The sequence below is a fragment of the Oceanicella actignis genome, assembly GCF_008124525.1.
Taxonomy (GTDB): domain Bacteria; phylum Pseudomonadota; class Alphaproteobacteria; order Rhodobacterales; family Rhodobacteraceae; genus Oceanicella; species Oceanicella actignis.
The window spans coordinates 180,026-200,228 of record NZ_VNHJ01000006.1; the positions used below are offsets into that span (position 1 = coordinate 180,026).

Annotated in this window: 18 protein-coding genes; 8 read left to right on the forward strand and 10 right to left on the reverse strand. The window is 72.4% G+C overall.

Annotation, left to right across the window (positions count from 1 at the left end; all coding sequences use genetic code 11):
* Positions 1–15: 15 nt before the first annotated feature.
* The 7 genes from LY05_RS10250 to LY05_RS10280 all read right to left on the reverse strand — a co-directional run bounded on the left by LY05_RS10250 (position 16) and on the right by LY05_RS10280 (position 7,450).
* The gene (locus LY05_RS10250) at positions 16–2,586 is read right to left on the reverse strand and encodes an ABC transporter transmembrane domain-containing protein (RefSeq protein ID WP_148923106.1); all 2,571 of its coding nucleotides are present in this window, start codon (positions 2,584–2,586) and stop codon (positions 16–18) included.
* Positions 2,587–2,687: 101 nt separating this feature from the next.
* The gene (locus LY05_RS10255; protein ID WP_148923107.1) at positions 2,688–3,437 is read right to left on the reverse strand and encodes an SDR family oxidoreductase; all 750 of its coding nucleotides are present in this window, start codon (positions 3,435–3,437) and stop codon (positions 2,688–2,690) included.
* A gap of 32 nt (positions 3,438–3,469) precedes the next feature.
* Complete coding sequence (locus LY05_RS10260; protein WP_148923108.1) at positions 3,470–3,685, reverse strand: SlyX family protein; 216 nt, start codon at positions 3,683–3,685, stop codon at positions 3,470–3,472.
* An 88-nt stretch (positions 3,686–3,773) separates the two neighbouring features.
* On the reverse strand, positions 3,774–4,673 hold the full coding sequence (folD, locus tag LY05_RS10265; RefSeq protein WP_148923109.1) for a bifunctional methylenetetrahydrofolate dehydrogenase/methenyltetrahydrofolate cyclohydrolase FolD: 900 nt from the start codon (positions 4,671–4,673) through the stop codon (positions 3,774–3,776).
* A gap of 38 nt (positions 4,674–4,711) precedes the next feature.
* The gene (gene queF / locus LY05_RS10270) at positions 4,712–5,179 is read right to left on the reverse strand and encodes a preQ(1) synthase (RefSeq protein ID WP_072746996.1); all 468 of its coding nucleotides are present in this window, start codon (positions 5,177–5,179) and stop codon (positions 4,712–4,714) included.
* Positions 5,176–5,679, reverse strand: a complete 504-nt coding sequence (locus LY05_RS10275) for a hypothetical protein (RefSeq protein WP_148923110.1) — start codon at positions 5,677–5,679, stop codon at positions 5,176–5,178. Before LY05_RS10275 ends, queF begins: the two co-directional genes overlap by 4 nt.
* Positions 5,680–5,773: 94 nt before the next feature.
* Positions 5,774–7,450: a formate--tetrahydrofolate ligase gene (locus tag LY05_RS10280; RefSeq protein ID WP_148923111.1), complete on the reverse strand. Its 1,677-nt coding sequence runs from the start codon at positions 7,448–7,450 to the stop codon at positions 5,774–5,776.
* Between the two features lie 414 nt (positions 7,451–7,864).
* On the opposite strand from LY05_RS10280, the gene LY05_RS10285 reads away from it, so the two are divergent.
* Positions 7,865–8,206: a DUF2853 family protein gene (locus tag LY05_RS10285; RefSeq protein WP_072746993.1), complete on the forward strand. Its 342-nt coding sequence runs from the start codon at positions 7,865–7,867 to the stop codon at positions 8,204–8,206.
* Here the strand turns inward: LY05_RS10285 and LY05_RS10290 are convergent.
* The 3 genes from LY05_RS10290 to LY05_RS10300 form a co-directional block, all read right to left on the reverse strand.
* A complete protein-coding gene (locus LY05_RS10290; RefSeq protein WP_072746992.1) occupies positions 8,197–8,811 on the reverse strand; it encodes an MOSC domain-containing protein in 615 nt (204 codons plus the stop codon). The two genes, LY05_RS10285 and LY05_RS10290, sit on opposite strands and share 10 nt — an antisense overlap.
* 72 nt (positions 8,812–8,883) lie before the next feature.
* Positions 8,884–10,026: an acyl-CoA dehydrogenase family protein gene (locus tag LY05_RS10295; RefSeq protein WP_148923112.1), complete on the reverse strand. Its 1,143-nt coding sequence runs from the start codon at positions 10,024–10,026 to the stop codon at positions 8,884–8,886.
* Positions 10,023–10,649 carry a TetR/AcrR family transcriptional regulator gene (locus LY05_RS10300; RefSeq protein WP_170258973.1) on the reverse strand — a complete coding sequence of 209 codons (627 nt, stop codon included), beginning with the start codon at positions 10,647–10,649 and terminating at the stop codon, positions 10,023–10,025. The genes LY05_RS10295 and LY05_RS10300 overlap by 4 nt, the downstream gene beginning before the upstream one ends.
* A 104-nt stretch (positions 10,650–10,753) precedes the next feature.
* Between LY05_RS10300 and LY05_RS10305 the strand changes: the two genes are divergently transcribed.
* The 7 genes from LY05_RS10305 (at position 10,754) to LY05_RS10335 (ending at position 20,164) form a co-directional block, all read left to right on the forward strand.
* Complete coding sequence (locus tag LY05_RS10305) at positions 10,754–12,529, forward strand: acyclic terpene utilization AtuA family protein (RefSeq protein WP_148923114.1); 1,776 nt, start codon at positions 10,754–10,756, stop codon at positions 12,527–12,529.
* A complete protein-coding gene (locus LY05_RS10310) occupies positions 12,526–14,145 on the forward strand; it encodes an acyl-CoA carboxylase subunit beta (protein WP_072746988.1) in 1,620 nt (539 codons plus the stop codon). Before LY05_RS10305 ends, LY05_RS10310 begins: the two co-directional genes overlap by 4 nt.
* Positions 14,146–14,147: 2 nt before the next feature.
* Complete coding sequence (locus tag LY05_RS10315) at positions 14,148–14,948, forward strand: enoyl-CoA hydratase/isomerase family protein (protein ID WP_148923115.1); 801 nt, start codon at positions 14,148–14,150, stop codon at positions 14,946–14,948.
* Positions 14,949–14,950: 2 nt separating this feature from the next.
* Positions 14,951–16,903: an acetyl/propionyl/methylcrotonyl-CoA carboxylase subunit alpha gene (locus tag LY05_RS10320; protein WP_346265232.1), complete on the forward strand. Its 1,953-nt coding sequence runs from the start codon at positions 14,951–14,953 to the stop codon at positions 16,901–16,903.
* Positions 16,904–16,928: 25 nt separating this feature from the next.
* On the forward strand, positions 16,929–18,059 hold the full coding sequence (locus tag LY05_RS10325; RefSeq protein WP_148923117.1) for a nitronate monooxygenase: 1,131 nt from the start codon (positions 16,929–16,931) through the stop codon (positions 18,057–18,059).
* A 2-nt stretch (positions 18,060–18,061) separates the two neighbouring features.
* The gene (locus LY05_RS10330) at positions 18,062–18,856 is read left to right on the forward strand and encodes a TIGR03084 family metal-binding protein (RefSeq protein WP_346265233.1); all 795 of its coding nucleotides are present in this window, start codon (positions 18,062–18,064) and stop codon (positions 18,854–18,856) included.
* A 216-nt stretch (positions 18,857–19,072) separates the two neighbouring features.
* Positions 19,073–20,164, forward strand: a complete 1,092-nt coding sequence (locus LY05_RS10335; protein WP_072746984.1) for a TRAP transporter substrate-binding protein — start codon at positions 19,073–19,075, stop codon at positions 20,162–20,164.
* Positions 20,165–20,203: the final 39 nt, after the last annotated feature.

The window sequence follows — 20,203 nt, forward strand, 5'->3', positions numbered from 1 at the left end:
CGTCCCCCGCGAACACTATCGACCCTCGTCTTCTGCGCCGTCAAGGCGCGCGAGCGATTCGGGGCCCTCCTGCAGCAGAACGCCGCCCGCCGCGTCGTCGAAGCGCAGGATGGCGTCCGCATCGCGCGCGGCGCGCGCCGTCGCCGCCCCCCAGACCAGCGCGCCGCCGTCCAGCGCCCGGTGCAGCCGCGCGCGGGCGTCGAGATCGGCCTGCTCGTCGCCCGCGGCCACCCCGTCGAGCAGCAGCGCCGCGGGGTTCTTCATCAGCGCCCGGCCCAGCGCCAGCCGCACGCGCTGGCGCGCGTTCAGCGTCATGCCGCCCTCGCCCACGGGCTGGTCGAGGCCAAGGCGCAGCACGTCCTCGCGCAAGCCCGTCTCGCGCACCAGAACGTCGACGCGGCGCTTGAAGGGGCCCCAGCTGTCGCGGCGCTCGACGCGGACGGGGCCGAAGAAAAGGTTCTCGGAGATCGAGAAGCTGCGCATGTAGCGGCTCTCGTCGATGAACTCGAGCCGCGGATCGCCTGCAAGCGCCTTGCGCAGGGCCGGCCGCGCGGCGACCAGCGCCGGCTCGCGGCCCTTGGCGCGCAGAACCGCCAGGCGAAAGCGCGCGGGGCGGTAGTCCATGGCGATGGTCAGCAGGCGGCGCGTCTCGGCGCGCGACAGCCGGCCCGGGCCGCGCCGGCGCGCCTTCTGGACGATGGCGCGGATCTCGGGCGTTTCCGAGCGCGAGAAAAGCCCGTATTCGCGCAAGAGGTCGCTGTCCGCGGCCACGCCTTCGAACAGGCTCAGCAGCGTCTCGCACAGGTCGATGGCGATTTCGGTCAGCAGCGGACGTATCCCCGCCGCGTCGAGCGCGCGCATCACCTTGCGGTCGGCCAGCAGTCCCGCCCAGCCGCTTTCGGGGTCGAGCGGTCGGGCGTAGAACACGTTCTCGCCCAGCGAGGCGTTGGCGTTGAAGCGGTCGGGGCGCCAGACGTCGATGAAGTCCTCGCGCATGGGGCCCAGCTCGGCCGAGGCGGCGATGTGCGTGCGCAGATCGAGCAGCGTGCGCGCCAGGCGCGGGCGGGCGTCGGGGTCGGCGCGGCTGCCAAGGCCGATCACATACAGGTCGTCGTCCAGCTCGAGCCCGTGAACCGCTTCGAGGATGCGGCTTTCGACATGCGCCATGTCGCGGTATCCGGCCTCGGCCGGGTCGATCCAGCGCGCGTCCACGTCGTCGGGGGGCGCGCCGGTGGCCAGGGCCTCGCGGCGGCGGGCCTCGGCCTCGGGGTCGTCGGCGTCGGCGACGGGGCGGAACATCAGCCCCAGCAGCATGTTGAAGCGGAAGCTGCCGGCGAAGACCCGCGCGTCCGAGCGCACCAGCGCCGAGGCGCGATAGATGATCGGCTGGGACGAGGACCAGCCGCCCGACTGCAGCTCGGCGATGCCGGCCAGCGCCGCCAGCAGCGCCCCCCGCCGCGCCGCGTCGCGGTCCACCACCGCCACGCGCGCGCCGGCGGGCACGTGGCAAGTGACCGGCGCCGGCAGGCCGGGCGCGCGCGCATCGGTCAGCGCAAGCGCGTGCGGGCCCTGGGGCGCGCGTTCGGGCAGGGCGGGGGCCTCTTCGTCGTGCTGGAACTGGTCCATCACGTATTGATAGCGCGCGGCCATGTCCGAGAAGGTCTGGTAGTAGTTCAGCAGCTCTTTCCACGGGGCCGAGAGGTTCTTGTAGGCGATGAGCACCGCCGTCAGCGCGCCCAGGTCCAGCGTGCCGTCGATCACGAACCAGCCGCCGATCAGGAAGATGAAGAACGGCGTGACGTGGTCGGCCACGTTGTTCACGAACTTGATGAGATATTTCAGGTAGAAGATGCGCTTGCGGATGACGAAGTTGTCGTAGAGCCGCCGCGACACCACGGCCATGTGCCAGCGGCGCGTGCGCAGGGCCAGGATCTCGGGCGCGCCCTCGATCGATTCGGTGACGTCGCGCGCCATGGCGCGGATGTTGGCGATGCGCTCGCGGATCAGCGCCACCACCCGCGCCTGCAGCTTGGGCACCAGCCACGCCTGGACCGGATACAGCGCCAGCGCCGCCGCGCCGATCATGGCGTTCTGAACGATGATGAAGCCCAGATAGACGATGAACTGCCCGCCCGCCATCAGCGGCGTGGCGAAGATGGCGCCGATGAAGTCGCCCACCGGCGCCAGCTCGGCCGATATCATCTGCACCAGCTCGCCGGGATTGGTCGCGCGCAGGCGCGTCAGCGGCCGCCCCATGACGCGGCGGAACAGGTCGAAGCGCATCCGGCGCAGCATGCGCTCGCCCGTCAGGCCGCGGCGCACGTTGAGGATGTATTTGAGCGCGTTGTTCCCCGCCACCGCGCCCAGATAGGCCAGGCACAGCGCCAGCAGATACTGGGTCTGCTCAAGCTCCATCCAGCCGATCTGGCGGGGAAAGTTGCGCCCGTCGATGGCGTCGTTGATGATCCGCTTGGGCAGCTCGAGCGTCGCCCACATCAGCGGAAAGGTCGTCGCCGTCAGCGCCGTGATGATGATCTGGTCTCGCCGCGAGTGCCGCCAGGCGAAGGCCGTCAGCTTGTCCGCCATGCAGGTGCGCCCCTCGTGGCCTTGGCCGGACTCCGATCATCCCGCAATCGGGCCGGCAAGAAAAGGCCGGCCCGCCCAGCCGTTCATCGGCGCCCGCGCGCTCAGGCGCCGATCGGGTCGAACAGGCGGTTGCGCGTCGGCGCGACGAGGATCTCGTTCAGGCAGACATGCGGCGGGGTTTCGGCGGCGAAGCGGATGATGCGCCCAAGGTCGGCCGCCTGCAGCATGCGCGCGCGCTCTTCCTCGGGCGGGGGAACGGGGCGGCCGTCGAGAATGGGGGTGTTCACCTCGCCGGGCATGACGACGGTCGAGCGGATGCCGTTCACGCCCTCTTCCATGTTGAGCGAGTGCGACAGCGCCACGACCGCGTGCTTGCTGGCGTTGTAGGCCGGGCCTGTCAGGCGCGCGGCGTGGCGTCCGGCCCAGGACGAGATCATGATCACCAGCCCGCCCCCCTGCGCGCGCATGGTCGGCAGCGCGGCCAGAACGCAGCTCATCACGCCGTTCAGGTTCACATCCACCACCTTGCGCCAGCCGGCCATGTCGACCTCGGCGAAGCTGCGGCGGGGGACGTTGACGCCCGCATTGGCCACCAGGATGTCGAGCCGGCCGCGGCGCTCGGCGATGGCGCGGCCGGCCTCGGCGACGGCGTCGTCGTCGGTCACGTCGAGCGGCAGCGTCTCGGCCGAGCCGCCCGCCGCGACGATGTCGCGCGCCACGCGCTCGAGCTCGGCGGCGCGGCGGCCGCTCAGCGCGACATGCGCGCCGCCTTCGGCCAGGGCGCGGGCCGCGGCCTCGCCGATTCCGCCGCCGGCGCCGGTGATCCAGGCGACCTGTCCTTCCAGGCTCATTGCTTGGTCCTCCTCTCGGGCGCGTCGCGGGTTCAGTAATGCGGGGGCTTTTCGGCCGCGTGCGGGCCGAGGGCGCCTTGCAGCTCGCTCAGCCGGGCCATCGCCTGCGCAAGGCGCTTGCGCAGGCGCTCGACCTCGTCCCACTGGCGGCGGACGGCCTCGTCCAGATCCTCGATCAGACGGGCCTGATGCGCGGCATGCTCTTCCAGCGCGGCAAGCCGCGCCTCGATGTTCGCGTAGTCGGACATGAGCCCCCCTTCGCCTGCTTCGCGGCCCGCAGGCTAGCGCAGGCCGGGGCGCGGGCGAAAGGGGATTCGGGCGGCGATCGGCGCCGCGTCAGAGGGTCAGGCCCTCGGGCTCGGGCAGGCCATGGGCGCGGCAGCAGGCGGTCAGCGTGTTGGCCAGCAGGCAGGCGATGGTCATGGGGCCGACGCCGCCGGGAACCGGCGTGATCGCGCCCGCCGCTTCGACCGCCTCGGCGAAGTGCACGTCGCCGACAAGGCGCGTCTTGTCCGGCCCCTTGTCGGGGGCGGGCACGCGGTTGATGCCCACGTCGATCACCGTGGCGCCCGGCTTGATCCAGTCGCCGCGGATCATCTCGGGCCGGCCGACGGCCGCCACCAGGATGTCGGCGCGGCGGCACGTCTGCGGCAGGTCGCGCGTGCGGCTGTGGGCGATGGTGACGGTGCAGTTCTCGCGCAGCAGCAGCTGGGCCATGGGCTTGCCGACGATGTTCGAGCGCCCCACCACCACCGCCTCGGCGCCCGAAAGGTCGCCCAGCCGGTCGCGCAGCAGCATCAGGCAGCCCAGCGGCGTGCAGGGAACCATCGCCTTCTGCCCCGTCGCCAGCCGCCCGACGTTGAGGATGTGGAAGCCGTCCACGTCCTTGGCCGGGTCGATGGCGTTGATGACCGCCTCGGCGTTCAGCCCCCTGGGCAGCGGCAGCTGCACGAGGATGCCGTGCACGGCCGGGTCGGCGTTGAGCCGCGCGATCAGCGACAGAAGCTCGTCCTGCGACGTCGCGGCGTCGAGCCGGTGCTCGAACGAGGCCATGCCGGCCTCGACGGTCTGCCGGCCCTTGTTGCGCACATAGACCTGGCTGGCGGGGTCCTCGCCGACCAGAACCACGGCCAGCCCGGGCGTGATCCCCTGTCGCTTGAGCCGGGCCACATGTTCGGCCACGCGCGCGCGCACCTGCTGGGCGAAGGCCTTTCCGTCGATGATGGAGGCGGTCATGGCATGATCCTTCGAAAATGCGTTCGCAGAACGGGCGCTCAGCCGCGCCCGCGATAGGGCGGCACGCCCTGATCGGGCAGCCACAGCCCCTCGGGCGGGGGGCCGCTTTGCCAGAAGACGTCGATGGGGATGCCGCCGCGCGGATACCAGTATCCGCCGACGCGGATCCAAAGCGGGCGGATGGCCTCCTGAATGCGGCGGCCCACCTCGACGGTGCAATCCTCGTGAAACGCGCCGTGGTTGCGGAACGAGGTCAGGAACAGCTTGAGCGACTTCGATTCCACCAGATGCGCATCGGGCGCGTAGTCGATGACCAGATGGGCGAAGTCCGGCTGCCCCGTGACCGGGCACAGCGAGGTGAACTCGGGGCAGGTGAAGCGCGCCAGGTAAAGCGTGCCGCGCTTGGGGTTGGGCACGGGGTCGAGCCGCGCCTCTTCGGGCGAGCGCGGCTGCGGGGCGGCCCGGCCCAGCGTGGTGATGGCGCTCAGGTCGGTTTCGTCGGTCATTCGGCCCTCCTGTCGAAGATGACGCGGTGCGACCAGGTCGCGCCGTCGGTCACGGTCAGGCTTTCGAAATCCAGCATCGCCAGCATGTCGAAGAAGGTTCCGTCCTGCGACAGGCCGTTCTCCTTGAAGAAGGGCGCGCCGCGCATCGCCGCCGACAGCCGCGCCATCACGGCGCGGGCGCGGAAGGGCGTGCGGAAGATCTGGTCGTCGAGCGCGACCATGATCAGCTTGCGCGAGCCGGCCCCCTTGGCGAACAGCGCGTAGCCCGCCGGGTGGCGCCCGTCGAACTGCGCCGCCGCGATCATGCTGACGAAGGCCTCGCGCGCGGCCGCGTCCGGCGCCGGGCCGCGGATCAGGTCGCGGGCGAAGACCTCTTGCGAGCCGACCGGCGGATAGTGGTAGCCGGCGTATTTGTCCTGCCCGGCGGGCTGGTCCGCCGCCGCGCCCGAGGCGGCGAGCAGCGCCAGCGCGGCGGCGCGCATCAGTGCCATGGGGGTCATGGTCGGTCCTTTCCGAACGGCGCCGCGCGTGCGGCGGGTCCGGCGGTTGTAGCGCGGCGCGCGCGTCGAGGCCATCGGCGCGCGCCGCGCCGGTTCAGAACAGCCCCTCGACGAAGCCTTCCTCGTTGAAGCGGATCGTCTCGGCGGCCGGGCGGCGAGGCAGGCCGGGCATGGTCATGATCTCGCCGCAGATGACGACGACGAAGCCGGCGCCGGCCGACAGGCGCACCTCGCGCACGGGCACCGAATGGCCGGTGGGCGCGCCGCGCAGGTTCGGGTCGGTCGAGAAGGAATACTGCGTCTTGGCCATGCAGATGGGCAGGTTGCCGTAGCCGGCCTCCTCCCAGGCGCGCAGCTGGTCGCGGATCTTCTTGTCGGCCAGCACCTCGTCGGCGCGGTAGATGCGCTTGGCGATGGTCTCGATCTTCTCGAACAGCGGCATGTCGTCGGGGTAGAGGGGGGCGAACTGCGCCGCGCCGCTTTCGGCCAGCTCGACCACGCGGCGGGCCAGGTCGGCGATGCCGGCCGAGCCGTTGGCCCAGTGGGTGCACAGGATGGCTTCCGAGCCCTGCTCGGCGACATAGGCCTTGACGGCCTCGATCTCGGCCTCGGTGTCGGTGACGAAGTGGTTGATGGCCACCACCGCCGGCACGCCGAACTGCTTCACGTTCTCGATGTGACGGCCCAGATTGGCGCATCCCTTGCGCACGGCGGCGACGTTCTCGGCGCCCAGATCGGCGCGGGCGACGCCGCCGTTCATCTTCAGCGCGCGCACCGTGGCGACGATCACCACCGCGTCGGGCGCAAGCCCCGCCTTGCGGCACTTGATGTTCATGAACTTCTCGGCGCCCAGATCGGCGCCGAAGCCGGCCTCGGTCACCACGTAGTCGGCCAGCTTGAGCGCCGTGCGCGTGGCGATGACCGAGTTGCAGCCATGGGCGATGTTCGCGAAGGGGCCGCCATGGACGAAGGCGGGGTTGTTCTCGAGCGTCTGGACCAGGTTCGGCTGCATCGCCTGCGCCAGCAGCACCGTCATCGCGCCGTCGGCCTTGAGGTCGCGTGCATAGACCGGCGAGCGGTCGCGCCGATAGGCCACGATGATGTCGCCAAGGCGCCGCTGCAGGTCCTTGAGGTCCGTCGCCAGGCACAGGATGGCCATGACCTCGGAGGCCACGGTGATGTCGAAGCCGCCCTCGGCCGGAAAGCCGTTGGCCACGCCGCCCAGGCTGGTGACGATCTGGCGCAGGGCGCGGTCGTTCATGTCCATCACGCGGCGCCAGGTCACGCGGCGCTGGTCGATGCCCAGCTCGTTGCCCCAGTAGATGTGGTTGTCGATCATCGCCGACAGCAGGTTGTGCGCCGAGGTGATGGCGTGGAAGTCGCCGGTGAAGTGAAGGTTCATGTCCTCCATCGGCACGACCTGCGCATAGCCGCCGCCGGCGGCGCCGCCCTTCATGCCGAAGCAGGGGCCGAGGCTGGCCTCACGGATGCAGATGGCGGCCTTCTTGCCGATCGCGTTCAGCCCGTCGCCCAGCCCGACGGTGGTGGTGGTCTTGCCCTCGCCGGCGGGGGTGGGGTTGATCGCGGTGACCAGGATCAGCTTGCCGTCGGGCCGGTCGCTCAGCGACTTGATGAAGGCGTCCGAGACCTTGGCCTTGTCATGGCCGAAGGGCAGCAGATGCTCGGCCGGGATGCCCAGCTTGGCGCCGATCTCCTGGATCGGCTTCTTTTTCGCTTCGCGGGCGATTTCGATGTCGGTCTTGTGTGCCATGGAGCGTCGTCTTTCATGCTGGAGCGCGCCGGCCCGGCGGCGTGCGGGCGGCGGCGCGCGGCCGCGCCGGATGGCCCCGATTAAGGAGCCGTCCGCGCCGCGATGGGCAAGCTTTTGCGACGAAATCCGCCCGCGAAGCGACGGCGGCGCCGATTTCCGCGCCCGCGGCCGTTTCCGACAGGAAACCCGCGCGCGCCATCGGCGGCGCCCGTCGCCGTTCGCGGACGCGCCCGAACGGCGCGACGAGCGCGCGCGGCAAGGTCCGGGCGGGGCGTGCGAATCGCCCCCGCGCGGCCGCGCGGAGGCCGGATTTCCGCCTTGTTCCTCGCCCAGGGATGAATTCGACGCTTGATCGGGCCGAACGCGCGGTCATGATCGAGGGCGACGCCTTGAAAACGCCAGGGAGGATGCGAAATGGGCAAGCGCGACGAGCTGATCGAGAAATACGCCGCGGATCTGCGCGAGAAGTGCGGGGTCGAGCCGGACATGGACCTGCTGCGCAAGGTCACCATCGGCTGCGGCCCGTCGATCTACAACGCCGACGCCTCGACCGTGTCGGGCTCGGACCCGGCCGAGCTCGAGACCGTCAAGCGCAACTTCCTGATCGGCAAGCTGGGCCTGCCCGACGGTCCCGAGCTGGACAAGGCCATCGACGAGGCGATGGAGACCTACGGGCGCTCGAACCGCAGCAAATACCGCGCGGTGGTCTACTATCTGCTGGTCAAGCGCTTCGGCAAGGAAGCCGTCTACGGCTGATCCGCCGCGGCGCCGGCCTGCGCCGGAAGGTGCGGGTAAAGGCGCAGCGGCGGGACGTGCAGCCGAACCTCGTCGCCGAGCGCGATGGGGCCGGGCCGCTCGACCCAGCCGACAAGCCCGCGCCGCCCCTCGGCCGCGGGCTTGAAGCCCTTGCCCTTGCCGGGGCGTTCGCGCTCGATCTCCTGCGCGGGGAACTGGCAGGGGCCGTTTTCCATGTCCACGACGATGCTTGCGCCGCTGGCGAAGATCAGCCGCGACGAGGGCGGCAGAAGCGTCAGGTCGGGGATGCCTTCGAGCACGAGGTTGGCGCCCAGCCATTCGGGGCGCAGCGCCTCCAGCCCCATCCGCGCCGCGATGTCGGCCAGCTCCTCGACCGACAGGATCGAGACCTGACGCGCGTTGCGGATCTCGGTTCCCTTGGGATACTGGGCCGCCACGCGCGAACATGACGGGCGCGTCAGCCCGCCATGGCACTCGCCCGCAAAGCCCTCGAAGGTCGCCTCGACCGCGGTCAGCGGCTCGGAGCGCAGGGTGACGCGCCGGTCGCGCACCACCCCCAGAAAGGCGACGCGGCCGGCGATGGATGTGGGCGAGAGAATGGGCATGGCGGCTCCTTGCGCCGGGCGGGAAACGATCCGGCGCGCAGGTTCGCGCTCGGGGCGCGCGGGGTCAAGCCTTCACAGCCCCATCTGCCGCGCCGCGAGGTCGCGCAGGATCTCTTCCGAGCCGCCGCCGATGGCCATGACCTTGACCTCGCGCCATGTGCGCTCGACGGCGTTGCCGCGCATGTAGCCGGCGCCGCCCATCGCCTGCATGCATTCCGAGGCCACGAATTCGAGCGTCTTCGTGGCCAGGAACTTGGCCTTCGAGACCTCGGGCACGGGCATCGCGCCTTCGTTCGCCTGCCAGCAGATCATGTGCAGATAGCTTTCCACCGCGTCGATGCGCGCCGACATCTCGGCGAACTTGTGGCGGATGACCTGGCGCTCGATCAGCGGCTTGCCGAAGGTGCTGCGCTGACGCGCCCAGTCCAGCGCGTCGCGCCAGCAGCGGCGGGCCATGCCCACGCAGGCGGCGACCATGTTGAGGCGCTCGTAGTTGAAGTTGTGCATGATGGCCAGAAAGCCGCGGTCCTGCGGGCCCAGCATGTGACGCGCGGGCACGCGCACGCCCTCGAAGCGCAGCGTCGCCTGGTCCGAGGCCCACCAGCCCATCTTGCGCGTCATCGCCGCGCGCGAAAAGCCCGGCGCGCCGGCCTCGACCAGGAACAGCGAGATGCCCCCCAGCCCCGGCCCGCCGGTGCGCGCGGCGACCACGAACCAGCGCGATTTCATGCCGCCGGTGATGAAGGTCTTTTCGCCGTCGAGGACGTAGTCGCCGCCGTCGCGGCGCGCGCGCGTGCGCAGGTTGGCCACGTCCGAGCCGCCCGAGGGTTCGGTCACCGCCAGGGCCGAGCTTTCGCGCCCGGACAGGACCTCGGGCAGCACGGCGGCGCGGATCTCGTCCGAGCCGAGCGCGGCGATCGGGCCGACCGAGATGTTGCGCGCGCCCAGCGCCGCGAAAACCCCCGAGGCGCCGCACCCGCCCAGCTCCTGGCTGGCGGCGGCGCGCATGAAGCAGTCGTCGAAGCCCAGCCCGCCCCATTTCTCTTCGATGCCGAAGCCGAACAGGCCCAGCGCCCCGGCCTTGAGGTGCAGCTCCCACGGGACTTCGCCCGCCTCGTCCCACTCGTCGGCATATGGGGCGATGTCCCTGGCCACGAAGCGGGCCACGGATTCGCGAAAGGCGCGGCGTTCGTCCGTTTCGAAGGGGTTCTTCATGGGGCCTCCTCGGGCGCGGCGGGCTGCAGGTGCGGGGCGACGATGTCGGCGAAGCGCGCGACCATGGCGTTCAGCTCGGCCGGGTCCGCGACGAAGCGCTCGTGGATCACGAGGCCGCGCAGGAAGGTGCGGCAGATGGCCCAGACCCGGGCCGCGTCGCCCTCGGGGGTGCGGAAGATCTGCGCCACGGCCGCGCCCACGCGCGCCTCCCACGCGGCCAGCCGGGGCAGGATGCGCGCGCCCAGCGCGGCGTCGGTGCGCGCGGCGACCAGGATCTCGACGAAGGCGCGGCCCTCGGGGGTGTTCACGATCCGCCGCCAGGCGTCGATGATCTGCTCGCGCGCGGGGCGCGGGTCGCGGCGGCGCGCGGGCTCGAGCGCCGCGTCCAGCAGCCGTTCGGCCGCCGCGGCCATCAGATCCTCCTTGCTCGGGAAGTGATGGGTCAGCGCCCCGCGCGAGACGCCCGCGCGCGCCTGCACCTTGGCGATCGAGGTGTCGGCGTAGCCCAGCTCGTCCAGGCAGGCGACGACCGCCGAAAGAATGCGCGCCCGCGCCGCGGCGACGCGGTCGGTGGCGCTCTCGGGCGCGGGTGCGGCGGCGGTTCCGGGCGTGGGCGTCGTCACGTCATCGTCCTTTTCGGCTTGCGCGGCGCGCGGGTTTCGACAAACATACAGACAGAACGTTCGTTCTGACGCAAGCGGAAAGGACGGCAAGGGGGGGCGGCGCCATGGCGGACATCATCAGAATCGGCGGCGCGAGCGGCTTCTGGGGCGACGCGCCCCATGCCGCGCGGCAGCTGCTGGATGCGGGCGTGGATGCGCTGATCTTCGACTATCTGGCCGAGATCACCATGTCGATCATGGCGCGGGCGCGGGCCGCCGACCCGGCCATGGGCTATGCGACCGACTTCGTGACCGCCGCCATGGCGCCCAATCTGCGCGCGATCGCCCGGGGCGGCGTCGCCGTGGTCTCGAACGCGGGCGGCGTGAACCCGCCCGCCTGCGCCGCGGCGCTGCGCGCCGAGATCGCGCGCCAGGGGCTTGATCTGACCGTGGCCTGCGTGACCGGCGACGACCTGACCGCCCGCGCCGCCGAATTCGCCGATCGGGTCGAGATGTTCTCGGGCGCGCCCTTTCCGCCGGCCGCGAAGGTGGCCTCGATCAACGCCTATCTGGGCGCCGTTCCCATCGCCGAGGCGCTGCGCCGCGGGGCGGACGTGGTCGTCGCCGGCCGCTGCGCCGACAGCGCGCTGGCGCTGGGCGTGCTGATGCATCGCTTCGGCTGGGGGCCGGACGATCATGACCTGCTGGCGGCCGGCTCGCTGGTCGGCCATCTGCTCGAATGCGGCACGCAGGCGACCGGGGGCAACTTCACCGACTGGCGCACGGTCGGCGACTTCGCCCGCATCGGCTATCCGATCGCCGAGGTCCGCCCTGACGGGACCGCCGACATCGTCTTGCCCGAGGGCTGCGCGGGGCTTGTCTCGCCCGCGACGGTGGGCGAGCAGATGCTTTACGAGATCGAGGACCCGCAATCCTACGCGCTGCCCGACGTGATCTGCGACTTTTCGGGCGTGACGCTGACGCAGGCCGGGCCGAACCGGGTGCGCGTCGCCGGCGCGCGCGGGCGCGCGCCCAGCGGGCTGCTGAAGGTCGGCGCGACCTGGGCCGACGGGTTCCGCGCCGGCCAGATCTTCGCCTTCGAGGGCCGCGACGCGCGCGAGAAGGCCGCCGTCTTCGCCCGCGCGGTCGAGGATCGCGCCCGCGCGGCGCTGCGGGCCATGAACGCCCCCGATTTCGACCGGATCAGCGCCGAGATCTCGGGCGGCCGCGTCGATGACCCGCCCGGCTACGAGGAGGTCGCGCTCAAGCTGGCGGTCCGGCATGCCGACGCGCGCGCGGTGGCGACGTATCTGAAGGCGGCCGTCGGCCTGGCCCTGTCGGCCCCGCCCGGGCTGAGCATGTTCGCCGGCGCGCGGCCCAAGCCCTCGCCGGTGGTGCGGCTGTTCTCGTTCCTTCTGCCGGCCGAAGAGGTGCGCGCGCGCCTCGACATCGGCGACCCGGCGCCCCTGCCCGCGCCGCGCGGCGCGCCCGACGCGCCCCCGCCGCGCCCCGCGCCCCCGCCGCCGCCCGAGGCGCCCGCGGCCGGGACCGCGCCGCTCGAACGGCTGGCCTGGGCGCGTTCGGGCGACAAGGGCGACCGGGTGAATGTCGGGGTCATCGCGCGCCGCCCCGAATGGCTGCCGCTGATCTGGGCGGCGCTGACCGAGGAGCGCGTCGCCGAGGTCTTCGCGCGCTTCGGCCCCTCGCGCGTCGAACGCTTTCTGCTGCCGGGGATCAACGCCATGAACATCGTGCTGCATGACGTGCTCGAGGGCGGGGGCGTGGCCTCGCTTCGCGCCGACCCGCAGGGCAAGGGCTATGCGCAGCGCCTGCTGGCCGCGCATGTGCCGGCGCCCGCCGAGCTTGCCGAAGCCGCCAAGCCCCGGGAGGGCCGCTCATGACCGTGTTCCGATCGCGCATCTCGCCCGCCTCGGCCGAGTTCGCCGCCAACCGCGCCGACATGCTGGCGCTGGTCGATCGGCTGCGCGCGCTCGAGGCGCGGGCCGCCGCCGCCTCGGAGAAACGCCGCGCCCGGTTCGAGGAGCGCGGCCAGCTGACCCCGCGCGAGCGCGTGGCGCGCCTGCTGGACCCGGGGGCGCCGTTTCTCGAGCTCTTCAGCCTGTGCAACTACATGGTCGAGGACCCCGACCCCGAAACCTCGATCCCCGGCGGGTCCATGATCGCCGGCATCGGCTTCGTCTCGGGCGTGCGCTGCATGGTGCTGGCCGACGACAGCGGCATCAACGCCGGCGCCGTCACGCCCAAGAGCGTGGACAAGGCGCTGCGGGTGCTGGACATCGCCATGCGCCAGAAGCTGCCGCTGGTGCATCTGGTCGAAAGCGCCGGCGCCAACCTGATGAACTACGAGGTCGAGCTGTGGGCCCATGGCGGCGCCATGTTCTGCAAGCTGGCGCGGCTGAGCGCGGCGGGCATCCCCACGATCACGGTCCTGCACGGCCCCTCGACCGCGGGCGGCGCCTATCAGCCGGGCCTGTCGGACTACGTCATCGGCGTGCGCCGCAACGGCATGGCCGCGCTGGCGGGCGCGGCGCTGGTGCGCGCCGCGACGGGCGAAAGCGCGACCGACGCCGAGCTGGGCGGGGTGGACATGCACGCCTCGGTCTCGGGGCTGGTCGAGTATGTGGCCGAGGACGACGCCGAGGGCCTGGCCATGGCGCGCGAGCTGATGGCCCGGCTCGACTGGAACCGCCGCTGCGCCGCGCCGCGCCCCTCCTTCGCCGAGCCCCTGCACGACCCGGACGAGATCGCCGGCCTCGTCCCCGTGGACTATCGCAAGCCCTACGACATGCGCGAGCTGGCCGCGCGGCTGGTCGACGGCTCGGACTTCATGGACTTCAAGCCGCGCTTCGGCGCCTCGACCGTGTGCCTTCAGGCCGCGATCCATGGCGTCGAGGTGGGCATCATCGGCAACAACGGCCCCATCGATCCGCAGGGCGCGGCCAAGGCGGCGCAGTTCATCCAGCTGTGCGACCAGGCCGACGCGCCGCTGATCTTCCTGTCCAACACCACCGGCTACATCGTCGGCGTCGAAAGCGAGCGCGCCGGCATGATCAAGCATGGCTCGAAGATGATCCAGGCGGTGTCGAACGCGCGCGTGCCCAAGATCACGCTCTATGTCGGGGCCAGCTTCGGCGCCGGGAACTACGGCATGTGCGGGCTGGGCTACGACCCCGACTTCCTGTTCGCCTGGCCCAATGCGCGCACGGGGGTGATGGGCGGCGCGCAGGCCGCCGGCGCCATGGATCTGGTCGCCCGCGCTGGCCTGCGCCGGCGCGGCCTCGAGCCCGACGAGGACAGGCTGGCCGCCCAGCGCGCCGCCATCCAGGCCCATTTCGAGCGGCAGGAGGACGCCTTCTACACCTCGGGCCGGATGCTGGACATGGGCGTGATCGACCCGCGCGACAGCCGCAAGGTGCTGGCCTTCGCCCTGCAGACCTGCCGCGAGGCGCGCGCGCGCCGCCTTCGGCCCAACGCCTTCGGCGTGGCGAGGATGTGACCATGGCCCGGAGCGAAATCGAGATCGAGCGCGACGGCCCCTGGCGCACCGTCTGGCTTTCGCGGCCGCAGGCGCGCAACGCCCTCACGCCGCAGATGGCCGCGCAGCTGCGCGAGGCCTGCGCGGCCATGGTCGCCGAGGGCGCGCGCGGCCTGACGCTGCGCGGGCGCGGCGGGGTGTTCTGCGCCGGCGGCGACCTCAAGGGCTTCGCCGCCGCGCTTGACGGCGGCTTGGACCGCGCCGCCGCCGAGCGGATGAGCCGCGAGGCCGCGCGCCTGTTCGACGAGATCGACGCGCTGCCCATCCTGGTCGTGGCCGCGGTCGAGGGCGCGGCCGCCGCCGGCGGGGTGGGGCTGATGTGCGTCGCCGACGTCGCCATCGCGGCCGAGGACGCGCGCCTGGCCCTGACCGAGACGCGGCTGGGCCTGTCGCCCGCCCAGATCGCCCCTTTCGTGCTGCGGCGCACGGGGCCGGCGGCGGCGCGGCGGCTCATGCTGACCGGCGCCGCCCTCGACGCGCGCGAGGCCCAGCGCCTCGGCCTTGTGGATCAGGCCGTGCCCGCGGACCGGCTCGACGCGGCGCTGGCGGCCGTGCGCGCGCAGGCCCTCGCGGCCGCGCCCGGCGCCGTGGCCGAGACCAAGGCCCTGCTGCGCGCGCTGCCGGGGCTGGAGCGCGCGGCGCAGATCGAGCGCGCCGCGCGCGGCTTCGCCCGCCTTCTGACCGGCGACGAGGCGCGCGAGGGGCTGGCCGCCTTCGCCGCTCGCCGCAAACCGCGCTGGGCCTTGGCGGCCCCGGAGGAATGAGCATGTTCGACTCCATCCTTGTCGCCAATCGCGGCGAGATCGCCCTGCGCGTGATGCGCGCCGCGCGCAGCCTGGGGCTGCGCTGCATCGCCGTCCATTCGGACGAGGACGCCGACGCCCCCCATGTCGCCTTCGCCGACGACGCCGCGTGCATCGGCCCCGCCCCGGCGGCGCAAAGCTATCTGAACGCCGAGGCGATCCTGCGCGCGGCGCGCCGGACCGGGGCGCAGGCGATCCACCCGGGCTATGGCTTCCTGTCCGAGAACGCCGACTTCGCCCGCGCGGTCGAGGCGGCGGGGCTGGTCTTCGTCGGCCCGCCGCCCGAAGCCATCGCGCTGATGGGCGACAAGGCCGCCGCGCGCCGGCGCGTGGCCGAGGCCGGCGTGCCCTGCCTGCCCGGATATGACGGCCCCGACCAGTCCGACGCGCGCCTGATCGCCGAGGCGCGCGCCATCGGCGCGCCGCTCATGGTCAAGGCCGCGGCGGGCGGGGGCGGGCGCGGCATGCGCCTTGTGCGCGAGCTTGACGCGCTGCCCGACGCCCTCGCCCGCGCCCGGGCCGAGGCCCTGGCCGCCTTCGGGTCGGACGCGCTGATCCTGGAACGCGCGGCGCTGGGCGCGCGGCATGTCGAGATCCAGATCATGGCCGACGCCCACGGCGCGACGATCCATCTGGGCGAGCGCGACTGTTCGGTGCAGCGCCGCCACCAGAAGCTGATCGAAGAGGCCCCCAGCCCCGCCCTCGATCCCGAGCTGCGCGCGCGCATGGGCGCGGCGGCGACGGCGGCGGCGCGCGCGGCGGGGTATCGCGGCGCCGGCACGGTCGAGTTCCTTCTGGACCGGGGCGGCGACTTCTTCTTTCTCGAGATGAACACGCGCCTTCAGGTCGAGCACCCCGTGACCGAGGCGGTCTGCGGCCTTGACCTTGTCGCGCTTCAGATCCGCGTCGCGCAGGGCGCGCCCCTTGGCCTTGCGCAGGAGGATGTGCGCCTGAACGGCCACGCCATCGAGGTTCGCCTGTGCGCCGAGGATCCCGCCGCGGGGTTCCTGCCCTCGACCGGGCCGGTGGCGCTGTGGCGCGCGCCCGAGGGCGTGCGCGTCGATCACGGCGTGGGGCCGCGCATCTCGGCCCATTACGACTCGATGGCGGCCAAGATCATCGCCCATGGCCCCGACCGCGAAACCGCGCGCCGGCGGCTGATCGCCGCGCTCGAGCGCACGGCGCTGCTGGGGCCGGCGACCAATCGCGGCTTTCTGATCGCCGCCCTGCGCGCGCCGCTGTTCGCGCAAGGCGCCGCGACGACCGCCTTTCTGGACGAGGCGGGCGTGGACCCCGCGCCGCCCCTGAGCGAAGAGGACTGGGCGCTGGGCGCGCTGGCCGCCTTCCTGCGCGGGCGCCGCGCCTCGCGCGCGGCCATGGTCTCGGACCCCGCCGGGCTCGAGAACTGGTCCAGCGCCGGCGCCGCGGCATGGACGGCGCGCCTGCGCGCCGCCGAGGCCGAGCGCGCCCTTCGCGTGAGCGCGCGCGGCGCGGCGCTGCGCGTCGAGACCGGCGCCGCCGCCTTCGCCGCCCGGATCGAGCGCGACGAGCCCGACGGGGCGACGCTGCGCCTCGACGAAAGGCGCGTGCGCATGTTCCACGCCGCGCAGGGCGACGCGCTGCTGCTGGCCCTGCCCTGGCGCGACCTGCGCTTCACGCGCGCCGACCGCGCCGCCGCCGCGGGCGACCAGGCCGGGCCGGGGCTTGTGCGCGCGCCCATGCACGGCGTGCTGACCGACATGGCCGCCGAGCCGGGGCTTGAGGTCGCCCAGGGCCAGCGCCTGGCCACGCTCGAGGCGATGAAGATGCAGCACGACATCCGCGCCCCCGCCGCCGGGCGCGTCAAGGCCGTGCACGCGCAGGCCGGCGCGCAGGTGGCCGCGGGCGATCCGCTGGTCGAGATCGAAGAGCCGTGACGCGGCGCCGGGAAAGGAGCGAGCCATGAACTCGGAGCTTTGCCGAAGGCTGGGCATCGAATTTCCCCTGTTCGCCTTCTCGCACTGCCGCGACGTGGTGGCGGCGGTTTCGCGCGCGGGGGGCATGGGCGTGTTCGGGGCGGTGAAATACACGCCCGACGAGCTGCGGCGCGAGCTGGCCTGGATCGACGCCCATTGCGACGGCAAGCCCTACGGGGTGGATCTGATCGTGCCCAACGCCATGGCCGGCAAGGGCATGGCGCTGGAGGACGACGCCCTGGCGGCCATGCTGCCCGAGCCCCAGCGCGCCTTCGTCGAGCGCCTTCTGGCCCAGGGCGGCCTGCCCGCCGCCGATCTCGACCAGGACCGCCGCGCCGCCCTGCGCGCCGCGCGCAACATGAGCGAGGCCGGCGCGGCCGAGATGCTCGAGGTCGCCTTCTCTTTTCCCATCCGCCTGATCGCCAATGCGCTGGGCGCGCCGCCGGCGGCGATGATCGAGATGGCCCGCGCGCGGGGCGTCCCGGTGGCCGCGCTGGTGGGCGCGCGCGAGCATGCGCTTGCGCAGATCGCGGCGGGCGTCGACATCCTGGTCGCGGCCGGCGCCGAGGCCGGCGGCCATTGCGGCGAGGTCCCGACCATGGTTCTGGTCCCCGAGGTGGTCGAGGTCGCGGGCGACGTTCCCGTGCTGGCCGCCGGCGGCATCGTGACCGGCCGCCAGATGGCGGCGGCCATGGCGATGGGCGCGGCCGGGGCCTGGTGCGGCTCGGTCTGGCTGACCACCGCCGAGGCCGAACCCCCCGAGCCGATCAAGCGCAAGCTGCTGGCCGCCGGCTCGCGCGACACGGTGCGCGCGCGCAGCCGCACGGGCAAGCCCTCGCGCCAGCTGCGCTCGGCCTGGACCGATGCGTGGGAAGGCCCCGACGCGCCGCCGCCCCTGCCCATGCCGCTGCAATCGCTGCTGACCGAACCGGCGCTCGCCCGTGTCGAGAAGCTGGCCGCCGCGGGCCATCCCGGCGCCGAGCGGCTGGCCACCTATTGGGTCGGGCAGGGCGTGGGGCTGATGCGCGCCGCCGGCTCGGCCGCCGCCGTGGTGCAGGAGTTCAAGACCGACTTCCTGGCCGCCTACGAGCGCCTGTCGCGCCTTCTGGAGGAATGAACATGATCGAGCAAGCCCGCGATTTCCGCGAAGAGAGCGAGACGCTGCACGCCGTCGTCGCCGATCTGCCCGAGGCCGATTTCGACCGCCCGACGCAGTTCAAGGGCTGGACGATCAACGACGTTCTGGGGCACCTGCATTTCTGGAACGTCGCCGCCGACCGCTCGCTGACGGACGAGCGCGCCTTCGACCAGATGTTGGCGCCGGTCATGGATCGGCTGGGCCGGCGCGGCCTGCGCCAGGCCGAGGACGAATGGCTGGGCGGCCTGCGCGGCCACGCGCTGCGCGAGGCCTGGCGCGCGCACTATCTGGACATGGCCGCGCGCTGGGCCGAGGCCGACCCCAGGGCGCGCGTGAAATGGGCCGGGCCCAGCATGTCGGCGCGCTCGTCCATCTCGGCGCGCATCATGGAGACCTGGGCCCATGGGCAGGAGGTGTTCGACCTTCTGGGGCTGGAGCGCAAAGAGACCGACCGCATCCGCAACGTCGTGGTGCTGGGGGTGAACGCCTATGGCTGGTCGTTCCGCGTGCGCGGCGAAGAGCCCCCCGCCCCCATGCCGCGCCTGCGGCTGACCGCGCCCTCGGGCGCCGTGTGGGAGTTCGGCGAGGGCCCGGATCTGATCGAGGGATCGGCCGTCGAGTTCTGTCAGGTCGTGACCCAGACGCGCAACGTCGCCGACACCGCCCTGCGCATGGTCGGCCCGACCGCCGAGCGCTGGATGCGCACGGCCCAATGCTTCGCCGGACCGCCCGAGACGCCGCCCGCGCCGGGCACGCGCGGCCCGGTTCGGCGCTGAGGCGCCCGCGCCGGGCGGGCGGGCGGCGCAGATCGCCGCGCGCGAAAGCGACGCGCCGTCAGGCGCTTGGCGTCGCCGCGGCGGGACCGATCGCCGCGTTGCAAGGCGTTGCGATTGACCATCGGCCCTGAAAGTGCAAATTGGCAGACCGGACGCGCTCAAACCGCCCGCGCAAAAGGCGGGCCGCGCGCCGATGACATCAGACGGGAGGTATGAATGGAACGCCGCAAGTTTCTGAAGGGCGCCGCGCTGGGCGGCGCGGCCGCCGCCGCCGGCGGGTTGGCCGCTCCGGCCGTCGCGCAGGCGCGCAAGACGATGACCATCGTCTCGACCTGGCCGCGCGACTTCCCCGGCCTGGGCATCAGCGCCCAGCGCCTGGCCCAGCGCATCACCGATCTGAGCGAAGGGCGCATCGTCACCGAGTATTTCGCCGCCGGCGAGCGCGTGGGCGCCTTCGACAGCTTCGACGAGGTCGCCTCGGGCAACGCGCAGGCCTATATCGGCGCCGACTACTACTGGAAGGGCAAGCACCCCGCGCTGGCCTACTTCACCGCCGTGCCCTTCGGCATGACCTACACCGAGCACACCGCCTGGATGAAATACGCCGGCGGCAACGAGCTGATGGACAAGGTCAAGGGCGAGTTCGGCCTCAAGGGCCTGCTGGCCGGCAACACGGGCTGCCAGATGGGCGGCTGGTTCAACAAGGAGATCGAGACCGCCGACGATCTCAAGGGCCTGAAGATGCGCATCCCCGGCCTTGGCGGCGACGTCATGGCCAAGCTGGGCGCCTCGCCGGTGTCGCTGCCCGGCGGCCAGATCTACGAGAACCTCGTCTCCGGCGCCATCGAGGCGACCGAGTGGGTCGGCCCCTACAACGACTACTTCATGAAGTTCTACGAGGCCGCCAAGTATTACTACTATCCCGGCATGCACGAGCCGGGCGCGGCCCTGTCGCTGACCATGAACGCGTCCTGGTGGGGCTCGCTGACCGATTGGGAGCGTCAGGTCATCACCGCGGCCGCCTATGAAGAGCACGCGAACTCGATGGACGAGGTGAACGCGCTCAACGGCGAATACCTGTCGAAGATGATCAACGAGAACGGCGTCGTGCTGAAGGAGTTCTCGGACGAGATCTACGAGAGCTTCGCCGAGGCCGCCGCCGAGGTGTTCGAAGAGACGCGCGCCCACTCGGAGCTGACCCGCGAGGTGGACGACAGCTTCCAGAAGGCGCTGCGCGAGATCGGCGCCTGGATGAAGATCTCGGACGTCGCCTACTCGCAAAAGCGCAACCGCGCGCTGGGCATCTGAGCCGCGCCGCTACGATGACGGGAACGGGGCTTCGGCCCC

What these genes read in the sequence shown, in the direction of transcription:
- LY05_RS10250 (WP_148923106.1), bottom strand. Translation starts at nt 2,586, where the DNA reads ATGGCGGACAAGCTGACGGCCTTCGCCTGGCGGCACTCGCGGCGAGAC.
- LY05_RS10255 (WP_148923107.1), bottom strand. Translation starts at nt 3,437, where the DNA reads ATGAGCCTGGAAGGACAGGTCGCCTGGATCACCGGCGCCGGCGGCGGA.
- LY05_RS10260 (WP_148923108.1), bottom strand. Translation starts at nt 3,685, where the DNA reads ATGTCCGACTACGCGAACATCGAGGCGCGGCTTGCCGCGCTGGAAGAG.
- folD (WP_148923109.1), bottom strand. Translation starts at nt 4,673, where the DNA reads ATGACCGCCTCCATCATCGACGGAAAGGCCTTCGCCCAGCAGGTGCGC.
- queF (WP_072746996.1), bottom strand. Translation starts at nt 5,179, where the DNA reads ATGACCGACGAAACCGACCTGAGCGCCATCACCACGCTGGGCCGGGCC.
- LY05_RS10275 (WP_148923110.1), bottom strand. Translation starts at nt 5,679, where the DNA reads ATGACCCCCATGGCACTGATGCGCGCCGCCGCGCTGGCGCTGCTCGCC.
- LY05_RS10280 (WP_148923111.1), bottom strand. Translation starts at nt 7,450, where the DNA reads ATGGCACACAAGACCGACATCGAAATCGCCCGCGAAGCGAAAAAGAAG.
- LY05_RS10285 (WP_072746993.1), top strand. Translation starts at nt 7,865, where the DNA reads ATGGGCAAGCGCGACGAGCTGATCGAGAAATACGCCGCGGATCTGCGC.
- LY05_RS10290 (WP_072746992.1), bottom strand. Translation starts at nt 8,811, where the DNA reads ATGCCCATTCTCTCGCCCACATCCATCGCCGGCCGCGTCGCCTTTCTG.
- LY05_RS10295 (WP_148923112.1), bottom strand. Translation starts at nt 10,026, where the DNA reads ATGAAGAACCCCTTCGAAACGGACGAACGCCGCGCCTTTCGCGAATCC.
- LY05_RS10305 (WP_148923114.1), top strand. Translation starts at nt 10,754, where the DNA reads ATGGCGGACATCATCAGAATCGGCGGCGCGAGCGGCTTCTGGGGCGAC.
- LY05_RS10310 (WP_072746988.1), top strand. Translation starts at nt 12,526, where the DNA reads ATGACCGTGTTCCGATCGCGCATCTCGCCCGCCTCGGCCGAGTTCGCC.
- LY05_RS10315 (WP_148923115.1), top strand. Translation starts at nt 14,148, where the DNA reads ATGGCCCGGAGCGAAATCGAGATCGAGCGCGACGGCCCCTGGCGCACC.
- LY05_RS10320 (WP_346265232.1), top strand. Translation starts at nt 14,951, where the DNA reads ATGTTCGACTCCATCCTTGTCGCCAATCGCGGCGAGATCGCCCTGCGC.
- LY05_RS10325 (WP_148923117.1), top strand. Translation starts at nt 16,929, where the DNA reads ATGAACTCGGAGCTTTGCCGAAGGCTGGGCATCGAATTTCCCCTGTTC.
- LY05_RS10330 (WP_346265233.1), top strand. Translation starts at nt 18,062, where the DNA reads ATGATCGAGCAAGCCCGCGATTTCCGCGAAGAGAGCGAGACGCTGCAC.
- LY05_RS10335 (WP_072746984.1), top strand. Translation starts at nt 19,073, where the DNA reads ATGGAACGCCGCAAGTTTCTGAAGGGCGCCGCGCTGGGCGGCGCGGCC.